Here is a 22240-nt window from a genome sequence, read left to right as displayed (position 1 = left end):
ATTCCAGCGAGACGATAAACCCACCCATTTCGAGATCGCCATGAAATCACTCGCCATTCAGCTTCTCTTTGCCCACACCCCGCAGGCCCGCGGCCGGGGCGAGCGGATCAACGGCTCGTTACAAGACCGGCTGGTCGCAGAACTCGACCATCACCACATCACCGACCCCGAAAAAGCCACCGACTACCTCAATCGGGTATTCATACCCAAGTACGCCAAACGCTTCGGAGTCAAACCACGAGATCCCAAACAGGCCTTCCGATCGATTCCCGAGGGACAAGACCTGCGCACCGTCCTCTGCGCCAAGTCCACCCGCGAGGTCCAAAACGACAACACCATCAGCTATCGCGGAATCATCTACCAGCTCAAGCCCAATACTCGCAGTTTCCCTATCGCCGGATCCCAAGTCAGCGTGCAGGAGTGGTTTGACGGCTCGATCCACGTCCGACATGAAAAGGCCGGCACCATTCCCGTCACCCGCGCCATTGACCGGTCTCGGCCACAGCGTCCGCCGAAGAGGACCCCCTATGACGTTTTCGCTGCGGTTTAGGTATGACGGAATCGCTGCAGTTTGACATAACCGCCGGGCAGTAGCCCCAACCAAGTGACATAGACGAGTGAGACATACAGGAACTCGAGCTAGGATTGTTGCCCACCAAACGCTCCGACAGCGCTCCAAACGCCTCAACCGCAGGCGGTCAGCGGCACTGCCCGGCACTAGTGCCCGGAAGGCGTCGACACCATGACGCGAGGCTGAGAAGCGGCCAGCCGGATGGGCTTGACAAGCGGCCCGGCTTGCGGCAAGATTGGCGCAGCTAGGTCATGCAATAATAGGAGGTTGCGTGAAACTCAAGTTCGTACTACTGGCCATCTGCAGCCTGCTGTGTGTCTCCGCCACTGCCCAGTGGCTTGAGACAGAGATCTGGCTGCCCGATTCGCTCGGAGGCATGGTCTACCCGCAGTCGATCGTCTACGACTCGGTGTCGGACGCCTGCTACGTAGGCGGCGTAGCCGGAAGGTGCGTAATCGCAGTCGACTGCTCGACCAGCCAACGGATCGCCCGCATCCCCGCCGGAATCGACGTGCAGGCGCTCTGCGTCAACACGCAGAACCACAAGATCTACGCCGCGAACCAGACCAGCGACAGCGTGACGGTCATCAACGGTTCCACCAACCAGCCGGTCGCCACGATCGCCGTCGGCAACGAACCGTTTGCGCTCTGCTACAACCCAACCGACAATAAGGTCTACTGCGCCAACGCCTCGAGCGACAACGTGACCGTCATCGACGGCGCCACCGACTCGGTGCTGGCCACGGTCGCGGTCAAAGACATGCCCTACGCACTCTGCTACAACCCTTACGGCAACACGGTGTACTGCGCCAACTTCGGGCGCGACACCATCTCGGTCATCAGCGGAACGAGCAACACGGTCGTCGCCAGCGTCCCGGTGGGCGACAAGCCGTTTGCCCTCTGTTACAACTCGCAGGACCACAAGCTCTACTCCGCGAACCAGGGCAGTAGCAACGTGACGGTCATCGACGGCGGAACGAACGCGGTGATCGCGACCGTGAGCGCGGGGACCAATCCCTGGGCGCTCGGCTACAACCCCAACGACAACAAGGTCTACTGCGCCAACTTCTCGAGCGCCAACGTCACCATCATCGACGGCGCCACCAACCAGCGGATCACCACGGTGGCTGCCGGCAACGGCGCTGCCGCGCTCTGCTACAACTCCAAGAACAACAAGGTCTACTGCGCGAACAGCACGACCGCGACGCTGACGGTAATCGACGGTACGACCAATGGCGTGGTGGCGACTGTGGACGTCGGCAGCATGCCCCAGGCCGTCTGCTACAGCCCGGAGTGCAACCGCGTGTTCAGCGCCAACTACGGCGAGGGAGCGGTGGCGGTTGTCGACGGCGCGTCGAATGCGGTGGTTGCCAGGGCAGTAGTCCAGGCCTATCCGCAGGCGCTCTGCTACAACGCCCAGCGTGACAAGGTCTACGCCGCGGACGAGAACTGGAGCACCGTGGCCGTGATCGACGCGGCGACCAACCGCGTCGTCGCCAACATCAATCCCGGCTACGGCCCGCGCGCGCTCTGCTGGAACCCGGCGAACGACAACGTCTATTGCTCCAACGAGTACTCGGACTCGGTGGCGGTCATCAGCGGCGTGACCAATACGGTCATCGCCAAACTGTCCACCGGCAACGCCCCGCACGCTTCCTGTGTCAACCCGGCGGAAAACAAGGTCTACATCGCCAACATGGCAGCCTCGACGGTGGCGATCATCGACGGCGCGACCAACACCGTGGACACGGTCGTGCCGGCCGGCGTCGTGCCGAACAGCCTCTGCTACAACCCCGAGCACAACAAGATCTACGCCTCTACCTACGGCAACAACGTGGTCGTGATCAACGGCGCGACGAATCACGTCGACACGGTCGTCGCGGTCGGCAGCAGCCCGGTCGCGGTCTGCTACAGCACCGGCTCGAGAGACGTCTACTGCGCCAACCAATACGGCAACAGCATAACCGTCATCGATGGGGCTACCAATGCCGTGGAGACGACGATTGCGCTCGGCGCCGAGCCCTGGTGCCTGTGCTACAATCCGCAGGACAACAAGATCTACAGCGCCAACCGGGCCGACAGCAAAGTCACGGTCATTGACTGCGCGACCAAGCAGACAGACACGACCCTGACTGTCGGCTATCTGCCCCAGTCTCTCTGCTACGACTCGATCAACAACCGGATCTACTGCGCCAACGGTGGCGGTACGACGGTAACGGTCATCGACGGTGCGACCAACGCCATCGACACGACCATCACTGTCGGCGCCGAACCCAGCGACCTGGTCTGGAACCCAGCCGAGAACCGAATCTACGTCGCCGGCCTCTATTCAAGCAGCGTTGTGGTCATCCGCGACAGCGTGCCGGTCGGGATCGAAGGCGCGCCGCAGTCGGGAACGGGACCCGCGCCCCTTGGCACCACCATCGTCCGCGGCGTGCTGCGCTTGCCTTTGGCTTCAGGCGTCGAGCGTGAGACGTCAAGCTTCCTGCTAGACATCACCGGACGCAGCGTCCTCGACCTACGTCCGGGCGCGAACGACGTGTCGCGCCTCGCGCCGGGCGTGTACTTCGTCTGCGAAGTGCGGCCCCGCACTGGTGGCCGGACCGGGACCGTGACCAAGATCGTCCGAGCCGACTAGAATCGGTGTTCGTCGGGAAAGAGCTGCCCGCGTCGCTGCCGGCAGCCTTCTCTTTGCGGGACGGCGTTCAGGACTACTGCCGACCTACAAAACGACGCTACCGACGGGCAGCTGGCTCGCAGCCTGGTGCTAGTAGCCGCCCGCTGCGTCGGGGTGACATTGCGGATTTGGCTCGTCGCAGCGACATCTCCCGAGTGCGGTGAGGCCCGCCCGAATCATGCCCTCCGCCGCCCTGACCCGGAACGACCACTTCTCTGGGTCGCGATCGTACAGCGCCGCCAGTCGCGACTGCCGGGCAGCGTCAGCCGCGGTATCTTGATACTGATCGGCAGATTCCCAGTCCAGACCATCGACTTCGACGTACTCGAGTTTGACTCCGCGCCGGAACGCGATGGCCGGCCACTCGGTATCAACGCCGAAGGTAGCATCGCTACTGCTTTCCCGCAGCAACATGCCGGCAATGTCCCGGCTCATGCGGCGCGTCGCGGCACAAAGGTCCATCTCCTGTCCGAAAATGTGAGAGAAGAGGCTGTTGATCGGTCGCTCGGTCTCCCTTATCGCGAGCGGGTACGTCGAGTACGCTTGCTCTGATCTACCGATCACAACGAAAGGAGTATGAGCCGCCGTCTCGGTCACCCTATGCAACTCGTCCGGTCTTGTCTCTATCCACCTGAGCAGATGGTCCATATCAACATACTCGATGGCCGAGGCGCCGCTGGCGACAGCCAGGCGCAGAGCCTCGTAGCGCCCCCTGCTCCAATTCGGTGCGGAAGAGATCTGCTGCCGAACCGCCCCGACCTGATCGGCGAGTTGAGCGCTGTGCACATCCGAAGGCACGACTATCGACACGGCGCGAAATGTCTCGCTGATTCTCCTCCACGCTCGGGCGAGGCGCTGCGTCTCACCCCTTGGGTGCCAGGTGGCCGCGAGGGCAATGTCGTCAGGCATTCCGGGGTCCGTGCGAGTCACTATCTGCATTCTCCATCATTGACGGCGGACGTGGAGCATCCGCGACCATCGAAAGCGATACTGCTACACGCATACTCTATCAGGCTGGAGTCTATCATGACCACGGCTCGGTTCAATCCGAAACGTGCAGGCGTGTAAGACGGCCGGCGTGAGTCGGATGACTTCGCGCGGTTCCGGCGCTATACTGGCTGCGTGAATGGCCGGTCCGGACTGCGGTTCCGCATGGGGCGCTGAGCCGTGTGCGGACGCATAGCCCTCTTCTCCCCGCCGGACAAACTCTCCGACCTCTTCGGCGTCTCCATGGGCATCGGGTTCAAACGCCGCTACAACATCGCCCCCCAGACCGAGGTCGAGGCCGTCGCGCTCGACCGGGCGAGCCGCAGCCGTACCGTCCTGCGCCTGCGCTGGGGACTCGTGCCCTCGTGGGCCAAAGACGAGACCATCGGCAAGAAGCTGGTCAACGCCCGGGCTGAAACCGCCGCGACCAAACCCGCGTTCCGCCACGCCATCGCGCACAACCGGATGCTCGTGCCCGCGGACGGATACTACGATTGGCAGCCCACAGACCACCTCAAACAGCCGTGGTTCATCCGCATGAAAGACGCGTCGCCGTTCGCCATCGCGGGCATGCACGAGATGTGGGAGCACGATGGCCGCAGCCTTGCCACCGGCGTCGTCCTCACGACCTCGGCCAACAAACTGCTCGAGCACATCAACGGACGGATGCCGGTCATCATCGCCCGCGACGACTGGGATGCCTGGCTCGACCCGGAGAACAAAGACTACGGCGCCCTCCTCCGCCAGTTCAAGCCGGACCTGATGGAAGCCTACCGCGTCGACCGCTGGGTCAACAACCCCAACTACGACACGGACCGCTGCATCCAGCCCCTACCGGACCAGCCTGCCTAGCCCGGCTCGCGCCTGCACGGCGTCTCCACCTTGAGCCCAATCTGACCCTAGCCGCTGCGTGTCAAACTGGATGGCCGGATGCCGAAGGCGGATCTTGGATCTGGGATCTAGAGTCCGAAATGCCCTAGGTGGTCGGGATTGGGGCAAGTCCCGAGACACCTTGAAGCGCTTCTTAGTCCATACGGAGAGGTAGAGCTTGTCTCAGGACTGGCCAGTAGCATAGATGCGCCACAGTCAGTTGTACCTGTTGTCTGGCACGAGTCCAATCTGTGGTAGCTCGCGGATGCGAAATTCGAGCCATTGGACAAGCTCGGTGTCCCCCCTGGTATCCACGACACAGTCTGCCAGAAAACGGAGAGAAGACAAGGAAGGCAGGCGCGGAGGGGATTCTCACCACAAAGACACCAAGACACAAAGGTCCAGGTGTCGGTCGGTTCAGAGATCGGAATGCAGAAGTGCGGCGCAAAGAAATCAGGCGATCTGGGGATCGCGTGGCGGAGGAACCGAAGGCAGAAGCGAGAGGTTGGCGAGTGGCGACCAGAAAAGCGGCGTGCTTGCATCCATCACTTGCGGCCCGTCGGCGGCAGTGCTGCATCTCTGCAGTTTAGGCCAAGTCCGCGCAAAACCGCCACAACTCCCGTATCCTCAATCTCGAAGCCTCTTTCTGGAGGGCCTGCCCCCCGCCGCCCCCGGGACTGCTCGGGGGGTAGCCCCCGAGATAGATCCAGGGATACGTTGGATTGCGGTCCGCCGAATCGTCTCGGGGAGTCCCTGGTCCTTCATCCTGCGGACAGTCCCGGCCGCAATTCGTTGAGGAACCCTGTCCGGATCTTACCCGGTCGTTCGGACCGGAGATTGCCGGGTTGCCGCCCATACTGCCCGCCGTTTCACTCGCACCGCAACCGGTCGAGCTACTCGATGAGCTGCCCTGACCGATACTACCCAGGGCGTCAGGGAAGCTGCGAGGACGCGAAGTCCAACCACAAGGACACAAGAATCAGGAAGGACAGGACGGCGGGAGTATCGTCCCGCAGGGGCTGCTGCGGCCGAGGATCGAAGATGGACGAGGGACTCTCCGACGACACAGACATCTGTATCCGCCCGGTGACGCCCTGTGACCAAGGAGAGACGCTTCATTGCCCCGGCCTGCCACTAAGTCTCGCATCTGCGCCATGTCACTTGATGGCACCATCAGTGCATATGGTCAGCCATGATGGAGTTGATGACACACCTCGCCGTGCTCCAGTGGGTGGCGCTGGCGCTGGCCTTCTATGTGCTCGCCGTCTGCCTCGGCAACCTGCTGACCATGCCGCGTCTGGGCAGGTACCCGTCTCAACCGCACTATCCGCGCGTCTCTATCCTCGTCCCGGCCCGCAATGAGGAGGAGAACTTGCCGCGCCTCATCCCGTCGCTCCTGGCTCAGGACTATCCCGACTTCGAAGTCGTCGTGCTGGACGACAATTCGACCGACCGGACCGCGCAGATCCTGGCCCAATTCGCCCGCCGCGACTCCCGCGTCCGCGTGCTTTCCGGGCTGCCGCGCCCGCCCGGATGGGTAGGCAAGAACTGGGCGTGTCAGCAGCTGTCCGAGGAGACGTCCGGTGACTGGATCCTCTTCACCGACGCCGATACGGTACACGCGCCGGGCGCGCTGCGGGCCGCCATGGACGCAGCTTTGCCCGGCCGGCTCGAATTCGTGTCCGCAATCGTCGGCCAGGAGATACGCACCTGGGGCGAACGCCTGGTCGTGCCTTTCTACAGCATCCACCACGTGTTCTGCACCATTCCTTTCGAACTCTGCCGCCGGCTGCACCTCCCGATATCCGCCGCCAACGGGCAGTTCATGCTCTTCCGCCGGCAGGCCTATGACTGGATAGGCGGGTACGCCTCGGTTCGGGGCGAGGTACTCGACGACCGCGCCTTCGCGGCCCGGGTGGTGGCGCACGGCCTGAACTGGTGCTTCTGCGACGCCCACCGATTCGTAACCTGCCGGATGTACAAGAACTGGGCCGGCGTCGTCGAAGGATTCACCAAGGGCGTATTCGCCGCGTTCGACCGCGCGCTGGCGCCTTTTGCCCTGGCGTGGGCCGGGATCGTGCTGCTGTTCTTCCTGCCGCCTGCAGTGCTCGTGCTCGCCGGGCTCGGTATCGCGCTCGCGCCTTCCCAGCTGCCCCTGGCACTGGCCGGCATCGCGGTGCCGCTCTGCTTCTTGCTGCTGTCCGGCCGGCGCTTCGGCGTGCCGTCCTACCTCGCCTTCCTCTACCCGGCGACGGTCAGCCTCGCACTGTTTGTTGCCGTGCGCTCGGTCGTCATGCTCTCCACCGGGCACGCGACCTGGAAGGGCAGGACCATCGAGGCCGCGGGCGAGAGCGGACCGAACCGGGCCCTGCGGCCGGCTCCCGGCTTGCGGACTGCGGCCCTGGTCTTCTGGTTCCTGGACGTAGGCCTGACCGCAATTGGATATGCGTACCACAGGCTGAGACGGTAGGAACAGAACCATGAAGAAGTTGGACACCAGGGACGCGATGCAGCGGGTGGTGCGGCTCCGGATGCGGGGAGAAGAGACGGATGAGATGTCGGAATGGAGAGTCCGGTTACAGAAGAGAAGTACGAGGAGATGAAGGAGCAATGATGAAACAGGAAACGGGAACCGGGTGCGAGGGAACGCGAAACGACAGAGAGGAGCGGAGCGGCCGGGCGGAGCCGGCAGGCCTGGACAGATGCCCGGGCAAGGTCGGGTGCTCCCGGACACGGCCGTCGAAGGCCGAAGGGCCGCTCGAGTGGAACCCGACGCAGTGGCTCGCCAGCTCGCCGCTGATCAGGCCAAGGAGAGTGGAGGTCGGATGAGGAATGCCGCAATCGTACCGCTCGCCATAGCCGGTGTCCTGCTTTCTGGGTGCGCTCTGTTCGATCCGGGGCGGGCCCACCTTCGCTGGCAGACGGAGATAGGGTCCAGAAACATGCACACGCCTGCTGTAGCGCCGGACGGCATGATATACGTCTCCACGGGTGACGGCATCTGGGGGTTGGACTCGACCGGCGCAATCAAGTGCAGCATTCCGGGGAGCGGCAATAGTGGCGCGCTGGCGATCGCCTCGAGCAGTCGCATCTACGAGGTCAAGTACGAGGAGCTCGTTCGACTGGCAGCGCTCGACCCGTTGAGCGGCCAGAAGGTATGGGAGTGTGTCGTCGACACTGGCCAGCCGTGGCGGTTTCAGGATCTCGCTCCGGCGCTGGGAGGTGACGGCACGGTGTACGTGCCGGGGTGCAGTTCGATGGTCGCGGTCAATCCGGATGGTGGCATCCGGTGGCGTTGCCCGACGGGAAGTGAATTGCGCGAGCCTCCCGTGCTGGGAGCCGACGGTACTATCTACGTGACAACGGTCGTAGGTTGCCTGGCGATCGGCCCGGATGGATCGGTGCGCTGGCGCTACTCGGTCCCAGGTGTCAGAGAATCCGGCCCGATGGCGATCGGCGAAGACGGGGTCATCTACATGCATTGCTTCAGCGGGCCGGTCGTAGCGCTCAACCCGGACGGAACGGAGAGGTGGGTGAGCCCGGTGAGCATCAGCCTTGACAATCCGCCGGTGATTGATGGATCCGGGATGATATACCTCGGTGACGGACTGGATACGCTCTTTTGCCTGAATCAAGACGGCACCCTCCACTGGCAGCGCCACAACTACCCCGCACCCGCCGGTTCGTGCGTCATCGGGGCAGACGGCAACGTGTACTTTGCCGGAAACACGGGCGGCTGGTGGACTGAACAAGAGTATCACATCGTGGCGTTCAGTCCGGAAGGCAGGAAGCTCTGGGAGTACTCGGAAGAAGGAGGAGCCGAGAGCGACCCCTGCCTTGGCCCGAACAACGCCCTGCTAGTCTCGCGCCATAACCGGGGCGTCTCCGCATTCTCCGTTTCGAGCACGGGCGGCGGCGGCCAGTGGCCGATGTACCAGCACGACCGCGCGCACACCGGACGGGCCGGGAAGTAGCAGCCATGGGCCTGAGGGCAGACGACCTGTTGTGAACTCGAACCACGAAGCCGGCGTACCATGCAGACCATGGTTGTGCTGCAGGTCGGTAGATTGCCATCTCTGGGAACCTCGCAGCCGTCCCGGCGCGATTCGCCCCGACCGGACCAAGGCAGGCGCTGCGTGTCACGCGCCAGCCACCTGATACAACTGGCAGTGACGTAGGCTCGCCTGGGAAGAAGTGGGAAGGAGAACGAATCTGGACTGTTTCGAAGAAGATCGCGGCGCGGAACGACCGACCGCGCGGTTGACGGACGGGAGCGGGAGGCCCGAAATGCCGGGGGTGGCGGAAACGATGACGACCGTTCCAGACGCAGACCGTAACATCTCCGGCGGGGAGAGAAGCCGTGCATGCCGACAATCGACCTCAGCCACATCGAACGCGAGGACAGGGCGAACGCCGGGCATGGCGTCCACTGGCCGGCCTGAATAGCCGTGAGGACCGGAAAAATGAGATGCGCACTTGTGCAGAGCGCTATGGCTGCCAGTATCCTGCTGACCGCAGGCGGTCAGCGGCACTGCCCGGCACTTGTGCCCGGAAGGCGTCGACACCATGGCGCGAGGCTGAGAAGTGGCCAGCCGGATGGGCTTGACAAGCGGCCCGGCTTGCGGCAAGATTGGCGCAGCTAGGTCATGCAATAATAGGAGGTTGCGTGAAACTCAAGTTCGTACTACCGGCCATACGCAGCCTGCTGTGTGTCTCCGCCACTGCCCAGTGGCTTGAGACCGAGATCTTCGTCGGCGCGTCGGTGGGCGACAAGCTCCGCGTAGTGCCGGAACTGCACCTGAGCCGATTCGACAATGTCGACGAATACCGCGGCCCCGAGTTCGGCTTCGGTGTGTCGCTGCAGTACTGGCCGCACGGAACGAAAGCCGGGAACACTCCCTGGTGACGACACCACCAGATGGAAGATAGCGCCTTGCGCAGTTGCGGTAGGCGCGTCGCAGTTGCTTCGATTTTCCCGGAGAACTCCGGCGGAGGCGGAGGTATTGTGGCGCACGAACTGACGCGGCATCTGGCCGAGCGTTGCGAGGTCCTCCTGCTCTGCCCGGGTGAGAGAACCGCGCTGGCGACGAATAGCCGCGGCGTGAAGGTACTGACCGTGGCCAGCGCCGGGCCCGACCAGGTCTACTACCCGTCGCTCGACCGCTCCACCTGCAACAGGACCATCGCCTGGCTGGACGAGTTCCGACCGGAAATAGTCCACAGCCACGACCCGATAATGCTAGGGGCGATAGCCCAGTACTACGCGCTTGGCCACTCGATCCCGTTTGTCATAACCCTTCACGGTCTTCCCAACCGGATCCTCGAGTTCGGCGCCTGTGAGCTGCCGGGGTTCCGAGCCCGCCGGCTGGTGCAGCCCGTAGTTCACTCCTACATCAGCCGCTTCCTCGCTGACTGCGACGGCATCGTAGCCATCAACGACTCGGTAATCCGGGCGCTGCGCGAGTACCCGCTCCGGGCCCGGGTCTTCCCTATCTCGAACGGCCGCGACCTGGCGCGTTTCCGCACCGGCCGCTTTGCCGACATGGACGGCAGGGCACGCAATCTCTGCTTCATCGGCTTCCTCTCCGAACGCAAGAACCAGATGTACCTGCTGGAGATGCTTGCGCACCTGCCGCCGGACTACCGCTTGCGGTTGGTCGGCAAGACGCTTGTCCCGGGCTACGAGAGAAGACTGCGCCGCTTCGCCTCCGAGCACGGTCTGAACAACGTCGAGTTCCTCGGCCAGCTGGACCAGTCTGCGATACCGGCGTGCCTGGCTGATACCCACGCCTTCGTCTCGGCCTCCCGGCTGGAAGTCCAGTCCCTGACCGTAATCGAGGCGCTTGCCTCGGGAACGCCGGTTATCGGTCTCGCCAACGAGACAGTTGACGAACTGGTTGACGACGCTGTGGGCCGAAGACTGCCCAGAGAGACGCCGCCTGCCGAGTTCGCCCGCTGTGTCGAGCGGGTCTGCAGCTTGCCCCAGGCCCGGTATGACCGGCTTTGCCGCCAGGCAACGGATCGCGTTGCACAGATGGACTGGACCCGGGTGGTGGATGCGACAGCGGCCGCATATGAGACCCTGGTCGCCGAATTCAGCCCGCTGACCAGGCCCGGACACGCCCCTGCTCTTGGGGTCCACGGCCTCAACCCCCTCACCTACATCTACGGCCATCTTAACATGAGCGCGTCCGCGCTCTTCTACTCCTGCCACCGCTACTGGCATAGGTTGGGGCGGCTGACCAACGCTCACCGGTCGCCGCAGGCACGCTAGCTCCGGGCCCGGGACCGTTCTCCCCGGCCGCTTTCCGGGCCTGCAGCCTGTCTCCGTGAGAATCCGACCGGGACGCGTGGCGGAGCGCTGAGCGTAGCGTGCACGAGTCGGTGAGCCGGTTTTCTTCTTGCGCTCGTTGGCCGGGATATATACAATCTACAATTGACCTGGAAACAACTGACTTCGGAGGATTCTTGAAGAGAGCTCTGATTCTATTCGCCTTTGTGCCGGCCCTTTTGCTTGCCGAAACCGTGATTCATACGCTGAACACGAGCCCGGGCGCTGTCCGGTTCTCGTCGCTCAACGGGTTCGATGTGGTCGAACTCCCCCAGGGAGCCCTGTCGCCCGACCCGGGCAAGCCGTCGCTGCCCGAGGTAGCGGTTACGCTCGCCATTCCCGCGAACGCGCAGGTGACCGGCGTTTCCGTCACGCCGCTGGCCGTGACCGAACTGGGCGTCTACAACGTCGTGCCGGCCCAGCCTCCCTATCCCCTTTCGAAGCAGGCCGCGGCCTGGGTTCCTCCGGACGCGCAAGTCTATGCTTCCAACACACCCTTCCCGGCCGGCATCCTGCTTGGGTATCACTCCGGCTCCGCCGCCGGGTTCCGGGTGGTCGCGGTCCGGGTGTCGCCGTTCTCGTTGCGGCCCCGGTCGGGATTGCTCTCGCTGCACACGCAGCTAATGGTGAAGGTGGACTATGTGGAAGGTGCGGACAGAACGACCCTGACGCCGTCGCAGCACGACCGGGCCCTTGCCGGGTTGCGCTCGCTGGTGCAGAACCCCGAAGACCTGGAGCGGTTCTCGCCGCTGGCGGCCAAGGCCGGTCTGCCGGAGATCAACTACCTCATCATCACGAACGACGCCCTCGCTCCCGAGTTCGTGCCGTTTGCCGACTACCGGAGCAGCCGCGGCCTGCGGGCAGAGATCCGCACCAAGGAGTGGATCGGCCGCAACTACGAAGGCCGGGACCTGCAAGAAAAGACCCGCAATTGCATCCGTAACTTCTTCGAGCACCGCGGTCTGTCGTACGTGCTGCTGGCCGGAGACAACGCGCAAGTGCCGTCGCGCCGCATCCGCGTCAGCGTCGGTGATGAAACCGGCGACATCCCGACCGACCTCTACTTCGGCGACCTCGACTATTCGTGGGACTCAAACGACAATGACCTGTTCGGCGAGATGTCCGACTCGGTCGACTTCTATGCCGATGTCATAACCGGCCGGGCCCCGGTCGACCGCGCCTCCCAGGTCCGGAACTTCATCGCCAAGGTGAAGACTTATGAGGGGAACCCGGCCACCGACTACATCAAGCGGAACTTGCTGCCTTCCGGCTGGCTCTGGTACAACATCGGCTACCACGGCAAGTTCGTGAACGACTCCATCGCCAACCTCACCCCGTCCGGCTGGACCGACGTCAAGCTGGAGAACCCGCCCGGCGCCGGCGTCGTGCGGGATTCGTTCGATAACGGTTTCGCTTTGTTCGACCCGGCCGGCCACGGCAACGAGGGCGGTGTCTATGACGAGAATGGCACGCCCATCTACCTGAGCAGCAGCGCCTCGCAGCAGCGCAATCGCCGGCGCTACAGCATCATGACTTCTCTGGCCTGCACGCCGGGCAACTTCGAAGCCGAGGACTGCCTCGCCGAAATCGCGCTCAACTGTGACTCGGCGGGCTGCATCGCCGTGATGATGAACTCGCGCTACGGCTGGGGCACGCCGCCTTCGATGGGCCCGTCGGAAAAGCTCTGCATCCGGTTCTACGACCACCTTTTCCATTCGCAGGAGTACGTCATCGGCACGGCCCACAGCCGGTCGCGCGAGGAGTACGCGGGCCCGGCCCAGAACAACTCCCTCTGGCGCTGGTGTATGACCGAGTTCAACCTGCTCGGCGACCCGGCCATCGACATCTGGACTGAAGCGCCGGGCCAGCTTGCGGTCTCGGCTGCCGACACGATATCAACCGGCGGGCAGAATCTCTCGGTCACAGTGACGCCGGGATTCGCGGGCGCGCGCGTGTGCGCCTGGAAAGGCGGCGAGGTATTCGCCACCGGACAGACCGATGGCTCGGGCCAGGTCTCGCTGGCAATCCACCCGGTCACGGTCGGCACACTGAAGCTGACCGCCACCGGTCACAACCAGCTGGCCGGGACCAGGGACGTAGTCGTCAAGGCCGGCGTGCCGGAACCGTACGTGACGTACCGCCGCAGCCGGATAGACGACGCAAACCAGTCCAATCCCAACGGCATCCTCGAACCGGGAGAGACCGCGAACCTGGTTCTCACCGTTGCCAACACGGGCAGCGGCGATGCCGACGACGCGAGCGTGGTGCTGCAGATCACGGGCGGGCGGGGCTCGGTGCTGGATTCGACCGCGGACTATGGCAACATTGCTGCCGGGGACTCCGCGACAACGCCCAGCCTCAGCATCGCGGCCGCGCCGGACGCCGAACCCGGCTCAGGCCTGCGATTTCTCGCCCGTGTCGCCGGCGGCGGTTCGAATTGGGACTTCGAATTCGAAGTCGTGCTTGGCTATCCGGGCCGGACCTGCGCCGACATCGACACCGGTCAGGTCGCGCTGACCATCACTGCCCGCGGCACCGCCGGCTACGACCGCGAGGGTGGTTGCAGGGGCCGGGGATTCCGCTTCCCGCAGAACGATACGTCGAGTCTGAGAGCCGCGAGCTTCTGTCTTGTTGGGTGCCCGGAGTACGTCGCCGACCGTTTCTACAACCTGGATAGCGGGTATGACAGCGACTGGCGGCTGGTGGACAGCGTCCGCTCCCGCGCCCCGATGTGGAACGCCGACGAGTACATGACGTCCGCCTTCAACGACGCCGGTCACTCCAACGCCCACAACGTCACGGTCCAGCAGCACGCTCTGGGAGTAGATGACCCCGGGAACAATGACTGGGTAATCATGGTCTATGACGTGCACAACGGGGGCGGCGAGGCGGTCACCGCCCACGCCGGCATCCTTGCCGACTTCGACGTCGTTGCCACGGACCGGCTGCATGACGTCGCCTTCACCGACGCCGGCCAGGCCACCGCCTTCATGCGCAACGTCCTATCCCGGAACCGCTGGTGCGGAGTGAAACTCCTGACCCATGAAGCAGCCGCCAGGCTCGCCTGCATCGACCACGGCCGCTACGTTGACTCCGACTCCGGTTTGAGCAACGACATGAAGTACCGCATCATGACCGGCTCGCTCGGCACACAAGGCTCTGACCGCCCCTACAACTGGTCGATCGCGGTTTCCACCGGCCCGCTGGGCCTGCCGCAGGGCGGGGACCGGCGCGTCGCCCTCGCGTTCGTGGCGGCCGGTGATTCGGCGACCTACCTCGACGCCTGCCAGCGCGCCCAGGACTGGTATGACGCGAACGTGGGCGTAGCCGAACCCGACCCCAAGCCGCAGGCCTCAAGCTACAGACTGGAAGCCTACCCCAACCCGGCAACGAACGCAGTCAATATCCGGTTCTCCACTCCCCTTTCCGGGCCCTCGTCTCTGCGCGTCTACGATGCTCAGGGTCGTCTGGTCCATTCGACATTCGAACAGAGACCTTCGCCGTTCCGGCTCGACCTGCGGTCAATGCCGGCCGGTGTCTACTATCTGCGGATGACGTCCGGCGACCAGACCCTGTCCCGGCGCGTGGCCATCGTCCGCTAGGACTGCGATCCAACTCCCGGGCCGCCCGCTCTTTGCGGGCGGCTTCCTTTTGACCTGGCGGGAAGCATCCGACAACCACAGATGGACGCAGATGAAGACAAGAACCAACCATCATGACCGGAGTTCGTGACTCCTCCTCTCACTCGATCCCCGGCTCCCTTGATCCCTCCATCCCTTCTCGGTGCTCGCGGACGCTTGACAATGTAACCCCGAGTCAATAGCATCTCGGCAGTGGATTCTGCCCGACGGGCCGTTCTTCTCGCCGTTCTGCTGCTGGCGGCAGTGGCACTCGCCGCCGACCAGGAGCCGACGGTCATCCGGGTGAGTGATGCGGTCGGCGATACGATTGACCGGTCTGAGCGCGACACCTTTCATCTGTTCCCCAATTCGGTCGGGTTCCAGCACGCCGTCATCGTCGAGCGGCGCGGCCCGGAGATACGCGCCGAGGTTACACTGGCAGGAAACGATACCGTCTGGGAGGTCGACTTCCGTCTCGCGCCCACCCAGCTGGAGAGAATCCGCTTCCTCGTTGACAATCGTGACTTTGTAGCCAAGGAAGTCGCGTCCGACGCCGGCGCGGCACAATCGCTGGCCGCCTTCTGGCGTTCGATCGAGGAGCAGCCGCCCGGCGAACCGGCTGTTCCTGGGACGACTGAGAACCGGTATGACTATGCGCTGCACGGAGCCACCCTGGGCTCGGTCGCAGGCGGCTGCCTCGGGTCACACGCCGGGATCACATATTCGTACACCGATGAGCCCAAAGAGTGCTGCCTGCCGGCAGTCGCGCATTACAGAGTCAATTCGGCCGTGTTCTGGGGAGCATCGTGCGGCATCACGGCCATCGGGACCGCAGCGGGTTACGCGCTGGGCGATAGACTCGACCGCAAGCAGACCGTCACGATGTCTGAACTGAAGGAAAGCACCAACTGGCGCACGGGCCTTGCCCTCGGCGCTCTCGTCCCAGGTGTGGTTCTCGGGTTCACGGTGTTCTGGCTCACCGCTTCCTCCCGGTACGGCGTGCTAGCAGACTGGTTTGCCCAAATCGACAACGACCCAGACAATTGGACGGCGCTGCCGATGGCTTTCACCGGACTCTGCATAACCGTTGAGGCTGCGACCATCGGGTACCGCATCGGCCGCGCCATGGACCGCAGGAAAGCAGAGGATGCCGAGATGCGACGCCGGGCGCTCGGCCGACAGGCGCAGCCATGAGCCACAAAGGAACCGCGCTGGTTCTGCTTGCGGCCGTTGCTACCTTTGCCGCGGCCTCGGAGCCGACGGTCGTCCGCATCAAGACTGCGTTCGGAGACACCATTCGTCGTGCCCAACGCGACAGCTTCCACCTGTTCCCGAACTCGGTGAACTTCCGGTACGCCGTGATTCTCGGCCTGCCCGGGTCTCAGGTCTACGCCAAAGTGGCACAGGCTGACGGCGATACGCTGGTGCCGGTCTACTACCGCATCCTGCCCGGTCAGTTGGAGAGGATCCGCTTTCTCATCGACTATCGTGATTTCGTCGCCGAGCAGCAGAAGACCGATACGACCGTCGCACCCAGCCTGAGGGCATTCTGGCGCGAGGTGGAATCGCGGCCGCTGCGGGATGAGCCGAGCGGGAACGCCGAGTCCGGTGCCGAGGATTCCCCTACCACTCCGTCGCTGATGACCGAGAACCGGTACCACATGACCATGGCAGGTGCGACTGCCGGGTCGGCTCTCGGCGGCTGCATCGGTTCGTGGGCCGGCATCAAGAAGGGCGTAGGCCAGGGATCTGCGGCCAACTGCCTCGACCAGAACATCACCGTACCCGTCTACTCGGTCAACCACCCGATTTTCTGGACCACGGCCTGCTGCCTGACCGCGGTCGGCACGACCGCCGGCTACATAGCCGGCGACAAGCTCGACCGCACGCGACCACCCGCGTTGCCGCTGCCGGAAGAAGGCAAGGAGTGGCGGACGAGTTGCGCCATCGGCGCGGTGATACCCGCACTCGCTGCGGGCGCGGGCTTCTTTCTGCTTGCAGGACCGCTTCACTACGGTAGGACCGGGCCGCTGAACGACATGCCGGACGACGGTTCGGTCCTGACCATGCTACCGATGGCGCTGACGGGCATGTGCATAGCAGTTGAGGTGACGACCATCGGCTACTACATCGGACGCATCATCGACCGCCAGAACGCAGAGAAGATAGCGGCGACGCGGCAGACACTGAGCCGCTAGAACTGGCGGTGGACCACCTGTCCACCGTAGATCGTCATCCAGACCGGGTTGTGACCCAGGCGATAGACGATGTGCCGGTAGTCCGGCACGTCGGTAACGACGACGTCCGCGGCCTTGCCCGGCTCCAGCGTCCCGACTTCTGAATCGATTCCCAGCGCTTTGGCGGCGCTGACGGTGATACCGCGCAACGCCTCCTCGATCGTCATCCCGTAATGGAGGCAGCCGAACTGCGCGGTCAGAGGCTGGGCCAACATCGGGCAGGACCCCGGGTTGAAGTCGCTGCCGAGCGCCATCACGATGCCGAGCTGGCGCATCTTCGCGACCGGCGACTTGTGGACCTCGCGCAGGAAGAAACAGGTCCCGGGCAGGAGCACGGCCACGACGCCGGCCTGTGCCATCGCCCGCAGGCCTGAGTCCGAGGGCTGCAGGAGGTGGCTGGCTGAGGCGGCGCCGACGCGGGCGGCAACCTCGGCTCCGCCGGAGGATTCGATCTCATCGGCGTGGATGGTGGGGACAAGACCGTGCTTCTTGCCCGCTTCCAGGATGCGAAAGCTCTCGGCCGCGTCAAAGACGAAGTCCTCGCAGAAGACGTCGCAGAACCGCGCAAGTCCGGCCGCCGCCACCGCCGGAATCATCTCGAGCTCGAGGCGCTCGATGTAATCCGCCTTGGGCGTGCGCTTGGGCACGCTGTGCGCGCCCATGAACGTCGGCACCACACGGCAGAACTCCAGCTCGCCCAGCCGCCGCGCCACGCGCAGCATCCGCAGTTCCGCCTCGGTGTCGAGCCCGTAGCCTGACTTCACCTCAACCGTGGTCGTGCCCCAGAGCAGCATCTCGTGCATCCGCTCGAGCGCCCGGTTGTACAGCTCGTCCTCGGTCGCGAGCCGGGTCTGGATAACGCTGGATATGATGCCGCCGCCCGCTTCCGCTATCTCCCGGTAGGTCCGGCCGGCGAGCCGCATCTCAAACTCGTTCTGCCGCCAGCCACCGAACACGAGATGGGTGTGCGGATCGACAAAGCCCGGCATCACTACTTTGCCCTGGCAGTCGATCTCGGTTTCTCCCTCAACCGGGGTGAGCGGGTGGTCGGCAACCTCGTGGATCCTGCCGTCCCTGACTCTGACCACGCCGCACTCGACTACACCCAGCCCGCCGCCGGTCATCGTCAGCACCTGTGAGCAGTTGTTCAGAATGAACCGGGTCTCATTCACGGCACAACTATACCGAGCGCACCTCGCTGCTGCAAGCCGGACGCTCGACCCGACTGGCTAGTGCTGGATGAGACGCAGGTCGAGGATGGCCTGGAACCAAGTCTCGACCTGCACCGTCCCCCTGACGGTGTCGGGACTGCCAAACCTCACCAGGGCGTAACGGCGGATGACACTGGCGATCGTGTCAACCGTGATGGTGGTATCGATGGTGGAACTGGTATCGATGACGAGAATAGTATCGAAAGCGATGGCCGTATCGGTGCACACCACGGCCGCAAGAGTCGAGTCTCGACTCAGCTTGAGGTGGTTCGCGTACCGGGTCGACTCGAACAGGGGCAGCGGCAACTGCCCGCCGTCGGACAAGGAGATGAATCCGTTCGGGCGCCACGGACCAACCGGAACGAAGCCGGCACTGCCGGGCTCGTGCGGCCCCCAGTCCGGGCTGGCCGCGTAGTAGTCCGGCCCGGCAAAACCCGCCGACCAGTCGGTCACGTAGAAGTCAACGCGGTCCGCGTTGCTGGCATAGCCCATAGTGAAGATCGACCCGGCGCCGCTGTCCCGGTCCCAGCCAAAGCCTGAGTAGATAGTGCCGTTGAGTTCGCCGACCATTGTGGCACCGGTGTGTACCGGGGCTGAAGTCGGGGTCTGGGTCGCGGGATAGGATCCACTGCCGAACACCGAACTGACGCGATAGCGTCCCGTCCGGCCCAGCGGATTGTGGTCGGCATGGGTGGCACTGTCGCCGGCGCTGCCGACATCGAGCCACGTCGAGGTGCCGGTCTCCATGAAGGCAATCAAGTAGCTGTCCGGCACGCTCCCGGCCGGCGGGGTCCAGTTGATTCTGACGGTCGTGTCGGAAGCCGCGGTAAGCAGAAGCCCGGTCGGCGGTCCCTGACTCAGGTCCCCGCACCCGGCTGCCAGTACCAGCACACCGGTGAACAGCACGCCGACTTGAATTCGGAAGCGGCCCTTCGTCTTCACGCTTCAAATATACGCCCGTCCGGCTGCGGTTCAAGCCGCACGCGGGGCGCGGCGCGAGGCAGCGTTCACACCGGGCGAACAAAAGGACCGGGGGCCGAAGCCCCCGGTTGCTCAAGCTCTTCCGCTCGTGCTAGTTGGCCAGCCAGCGAAGTCCGTCGACCTTCTGGAAGCCAACCTGCATGGTCACCTTCGGGCCGGCGATGGAGATGATCTTCGCCTTGGCGAAGTTGTCTTCCGCGCTCCAGCCGTCATTGGTGCGGTCCAGCCACAGGTAGTAGACGCCGCCGGTCACGATCGCCAGCTGCGTAATGTATCCGCTGCCCGGCGCATCGGCCAGTACGGCGTCATCGTAGACCGTCGTGCCCGCATCCTTGACCGCGTTGCCTTTCGTATTCCAGCCCTTGTCGCCCGGGTTGATAATGTACATCGAGCCGGGGTAGGCAACATCGTCAGCATAGAAATCGAGTCCGGCCAGGTTGACATACGCCAGCGAGTAGGTGATTATGTTGCCGGCTGAACTGAAGGCGAACCCGGTGTGGTGCGTGGTATCAGTATCGCTGATGCCGTAGACGTCGATTGAGGCGGTCTCGACGACCTCGCAGTCGATCTCATCCGCGTCGCTCTTGTCGCTGCCATTGACCGCTCTGACCTCGATTGTCACGCTCGGTGTGGTGACGTCGAAGCTCGTGGATGTCGTCGTGTAAACCGAATCGTCGGTGGTGATCTCGTAGGAAGCGGCGTCGGTGACCGCGGTCCACGTCAGGCGTAGCCCGCCGCCGTCATTGATGGCAGTGGCCGTCACGGTCGGCGGGTCCAGCGTAACGATGGTGTCGCATCCCGTGCCGATGAAGAGCAACGCGGCAGCGAATACGACCAGCAGTGCGTTCTTTCTCATTTTACTCTTGCTCCTGTCTGGCTGTTGGCCAGGCTTACTTCTTGGTCGGCGGCTTCAGAGTGCCGGCGCCCGGGGCCTTGCTTACCGGCGGCTTGGTCATCGTGCCACCCTTGACCGGGGGCAGCTTGGCCATAAGGTCGACCACTACCTTATTGAGCGAGTCGCGCTCGGCGGTCAGCGTGGTCACCTGGGCGGTCATGTCGGTTATCTGCTGCGTCATCTTGTCGACCTGCCCCTGGAGTTCGGTCACCTTCTTGGTGTCCTGGCATCCAAGGACGAATACCACAGCCAGTATGGCCGCGGCAGCGATCAGCTTCCTCACATCTTCCTCCTTGTGTTCGTGGCTTCTGGCCACGGACTTGTCTTTCCGGCTTCATGTTGCGGCAGCCAATCGCCTTGCGGCTCCGCAACGATTCCTGCTTGCCCGCGCGGGCACAACTTCTTCTGCCGCGTAATTGTAGGCATGACAGTCTGACTGTCAAGACCTTTCAGAGCGGGTTCGCGGCTACATACTCCCCGCAAACGCGCCGCATTCCATTCCTTGCCTTGTTCCGGTGCAGGGCTATAATCGACCCACCACCGGCCGCAAAAGGAGGCAAGCTGGACCTTTTTGACAAGTGCCGTCAGCTCGACTTCGCACTGCAGTCGGCCCGGGCGCGCAACCGTTTCTTCTACTCGCGCGCCATAACGCCGGCTGCGGCCCCGCTCGCCACCCGCGACGGACGGGAACTCATCAACCTCGGCTCCAACAACTACCTCGGGCTTACCGAACACCCCAAGGTCCAGGCCTCCGCGGTCGCGGCCGTCGCGGAATACGGCACCGGCAGCGCCGGTTCCCGACTGCTCACCGGAACCACGCCCCTGCACCTCGAAATGGAACGTACGCTGGCGGCTTTCAAGAACGTCGAGGCAGTCGTCACTTTCTCCACCGGCTTCATGGCACTCTCCGCGACTGTCAGCGCCCTGGCCGGAGAGGGTGACTTCATCTTCTCAGACGAACTGAACCACGCCTCCATCATCGACGGCTGCCGCCGCTCCCAGGCCAAGACGGTCGTCTACCGCCACAACGACCTGGCCGATCTTGAGGCGCAGCTCAAGGCGGTACCGGCGGAGACAGCCAAGTTGATAGTCACTGACGGCGTCTTCTCCATGGAGGGCGACATCTGCGATTTGCCCGGCCTGCGCCGGCTGGCCGTTTCCCACAACTGCAAGTTGATGGTTGACGATGCTCATGCCACGGGCGTCCTCGGCCGGACCGGACGCGGCACGGCCGAACACTACAACATGGAAGGCAGCGTTGACGTCACCTCCGGCACGCTCTCCAAGTCACTGGCCGCTCTCGGCGGTTTCAGCGGCGGGCCGCACGCGGTCGCCGAGTTCCTCCGCTACAACGCCCGGCAGTCGGTCTTCTCGGCCAGCCTGCCGCCTTCGGTGGCCGCAACGGTGATTGCCGCTCTCGGCATTCTCAAATCCGAACCCGAGCGGGTCGAGCGGCTGCGCGCGAACGCCCGGTTCATGAGCAGCGAACTGAAGAAAGCCGGGTTCTCGGTCCACGACCACGGCACGCCTATTCTGCCCATCGCGGTGGGCGACGACGACCGGACCTACCAGGCCGCGGGACGACTGGAGCAGGAAGGGGTGTTTGCCAACCCGGTAGTGTTCCCGGCCGTACCACCCGGCCAGGCGATAGTCCGCATCAGCCTGATGGCCACGCACACCGAGGAGCAGCTACAGACTGCTCTCCAGAAGTTCGTACTTGTCGGTAAAGAGCTGCATATCATATAGGAATACCGAATGACGAAGCTCGAAACCCGATTGAAACTCGAATGCAGACAGAATGACAAATTCGGAATGTTCGGATTTCAATCGTCATTCGGGTTTCGAACTTCGGACTTCCCG

Annotated in this window: 16 protein-coding genes; 11 read left to right on the top strand and 5 right to left on the bottom strand. The window is 63.9% G+C overall.

Annotation, left to right across the window (positions count from 1 at the left end; translation table 11 throughout):
• The first annotated feature begins 40 nt into the window (after positions 1-40).
• Together FJY68_04520 and FJY68_04515 are read left to right on the top strand one after the other, a co-directional pair.
• A complete protein-coding gene (locus FJY68_04520; GenBank protein ID MBM3331102.1) occupies positions 41-550 on the top strand; it encodes a hypothetical protein in 510 nt (169 codons plus the stop codon).
• Positions 551-842: 292 nt separating this feature from the next.
• A complete protein-coding gene (locus tag FJY68_04515; GenBank protein ID MBM3331101.1) occupies positions 843-3209 on the top strand; it encodes a YncE family protein in 2367 nt (788 codons plus the stop codon).
• Between the two features lie 129 nt (positions 3210-3338).
• Here the strand turns inward: FJY68_04515 and FJY68_04510 are convergent, their stop codons facing one another.
• The gene (locus tag FJY68_04510) at positions 3339-4157 is read right to left on the bottom strand and encodes a hypothetical protein (GenBank protein ID MBM3331100.1); all 819 of its coding nucleotides are present in this window, start codon (positions 4155-4157) and stop codon (positions 3339-3341) included.
• 258 nt (positions 4158-4415) lie between these two features.
• Between FJY68_04510 and FJY68_04505 the strand changes: the two genes are divergently transcribed.
• The 8 genes from FJY68_04505 (at position 4416) to FJY68_04470 (ending at position 17254) form a co-directional block, all read left to right on the top strand.
• On the top strand, positions 4416-5087 hold the full coding sequence (locus FJY68_04505; protein MBM3331099.1) for an SOS response-associated peptidase: 672 nt from the start codon (positions 4416-4418) through the stop codon (positions 5085-5087).
• Between the two features lie 1210 nt (positions 5088-6297).
• Complete coding sequence (locus tag FJY68_04500) at positions 6298-7575, top strand: glycosyltransferase (GenBank protein ID MBM3331098.1); 1278 nt, start codon at positions 6298-6300, stop codon at positions 7573-7575.
• 232 nt (positions 7576-7807) lie between these two features.
• Positions 7808-9079, top strand: a complete 1272-nt coding sequence (locus FJY68_04495) for a PQQ-like beta-propeller repeat protein (GenBank protein MBM3331097.1) — start codon at positions 7808-7810, stop codon at positions 9077-9079.
• Between the two features lie 692 nt (positions 9080-9771).
• The gene (locus FJY68_04490; protein MBM3331096.1) at positions 9772-10011 is read left to right on the top strand and encodes a hypothetical protein; all 240 of its coding nucleotides are present in this window, start codon (positions 9772-9774) and stop codon (positions 10009-10011) included.
• 12 nt (positions 10012-10023) lie between these two features.
• Positions 10024-11379, top strand: coding sequence for a glycosyltransferase family 4 protein (locus FJY68_04485; protein ID MBM3331095.1), 1356 nt, complete (start codon positions 10024-10026; stop codon positions 11377-11379).
• Between the two features lie 194 nt (positions 11380-11573).
• Positions 11574-15038: a T9SS type A sorting domain-containing protein gene (locus tag FJY68_04480; protein ID MBM3331094.1), complete on the top strand. Its 3465-nt coding sequence runs from the start codon at positions 11574-11576 to the stop codon at positions 15036-15038.
• A gap of 231 nt (positions 15039-15269) precedes the next feature.
• The gene (locus FJY68_04475; protein MBM3331093.1) at positions 15270-16250 is read left to right on the top strand and encodes a hypothetical protein; all 981 of its coding nucleotides are present in this window, start codon (positions 15270-15272) and stop codon (positions 16248-16250) included.
• Positions 16247-17254, top strand: coding sequence for a hypothetical protein (locus FJY68_04470; protein MBM3331092.1), 1008 nt, complete (start codon positions 16247-16249; stop codon positions 17252-17254). Before FJY68_04475 ends, FJY68_04470 begins: the two co-directional genes overlap by 4 nt.
• Here the strand turns inward: FJY68_04470 and FJY68_04465 are convergent.
• From FJY68_04465 to FJY68_04450, 4 genes are all read right to left on the bottom strand, one after another.
• The gene (locus FJY68_04465; protein ID MBM3331091.1) at positions 17251-18465 is read right to left on the bottom strand and encodes an imidazolonepropionase; all 1215 of its coding nucleotides are present in this window, start codon (positions 18463-18465) and stop codon (positions 17251-17253) included. The genes FJY68_04470 and FJY68_04465 overlap by 4 nt on opposite strands.
• A 57-nt stretch (positions 18466-18522) precedes the next feature.
• Positions 18523-19446 carry a fibronectin type III domain-containing protein gene (locus tag FJY68_04460; GenBank protein MBM3331090.1) on the bottom strand — a complete coding sequence of 308 codons (924 nt, stop codon included), beginning with the start codon at positions 19444-19446 and terminating at the stop codon, positions 18523-18525.
• A gap of 130 nt (positions 19447-19576) precedes the next feature.
• The gene (locus FJY68_04455; protein ID MBM3331089.1) at positions 19577-20341 is read right to left on the bottom strand and encodes a hypothetical protein; all 765 of its coding nucleotides are present in this window, start codon (positions 20339-20341) and stop codon (positions 19577-19579) included.
• A 34-nt stretch (positions 20342-20375) separates the two neighbouring features.
• Positions 20376-20663, bottom strand: a complete 288-nt coding sequence (locus tag FJY68_04450; protein MBM3331088.1) for a hypothetical protein — start codon at positions 20661-20663, stop codon at positions 20376-20378.
• Positions 20664-20716: 53 nt separating this feature from the next.
• Between FJY68_04450 and FJY68_04445 the strand changes: the two genes are divergently transcribed.
• The gene (locus FJY68_04445) at positions 20717-22126 is read left to right on the top strand and encodes an aminotransferase class I/II-fold pyridoxal phosphate-dependent enzyme (GenBank protein MBM3331087.1); all 1410 of its coding nucleotides are present in this window, start codon (positions 20717-20719) and stop codon (positions 22124-22126) included.
• Positions 22127-22240: the final 114 nt, after the last annotated feature.

It is taken from the genome of candidate division WOR-3 bacterium (assembly GCA_016867815.1).
Classification (GTDB): domain Bacteria; phylum Hydrothermota; class Tepidihabitantia; order Tepidihabitantales; family Tepidihabitantaceae; genus UBA2258.
Note: the sequence above shows the minus strand (reverse complement) of the source record. Positions and strands in the feature narration are given on the sequence as shown.

Coding starts and splice junctions, on each gene's coding strand:
- FJY68_04485 (MBM3331095.1), top strand. CDS start 10,024: ATGGAAGATAGCGCCTTGCGCAGTTGCGGTAGGCGCGTCGCAGTTGCT.
- FJY68_04520 (MBM3331102.1), top strand. CDS start 41: ATGAAATCACTCGCCATTCAGCTTCTCTTTGCCCACACCCCGCAGGCC.
- FJY68_04445 (MBM3331087.1), top strand. CDS start 20,717: ATGTTGCGGCAGCCAATCGCCTTGCGGCTCCGCAACGATTCCTGCTTG.
- FJY68_04500 (MBM3331098.1), top strand. CDS start 6,298: ATGATGGAGTTGATGACACACCTCGCCGTGCTCCAGTGGGTGGCGCTG.
- FJY68_04455 (MBM3331089.1), bottom strand. CDS start 20,341: ATGAGAAAGAACGCACTGCTGGTCGTATTCGCTGCCGCGTTGCTCTTC.
- FJY68_04495 (MBM3331097.1), top strand. CDS start 7,808: ATGCCCGGGCAAGGTCGGGTGCTCCCGGACACGGCCGTCGAAGGCCGA.
- FJY68_04470 (MBM3331092.1), top strand. CDS start 16,247: ATGAGCCACAAAGGAACCGCGCTGGTTCTGCTTGCGGCCGTTGCTACC.
- FJY68_04510 (MBM3331100.1), bottom strand. CDS start 4,157: ATGCCTGACGACATTGCCCTCGCGGCCACCTGGCACCCAAGGGGTGAG.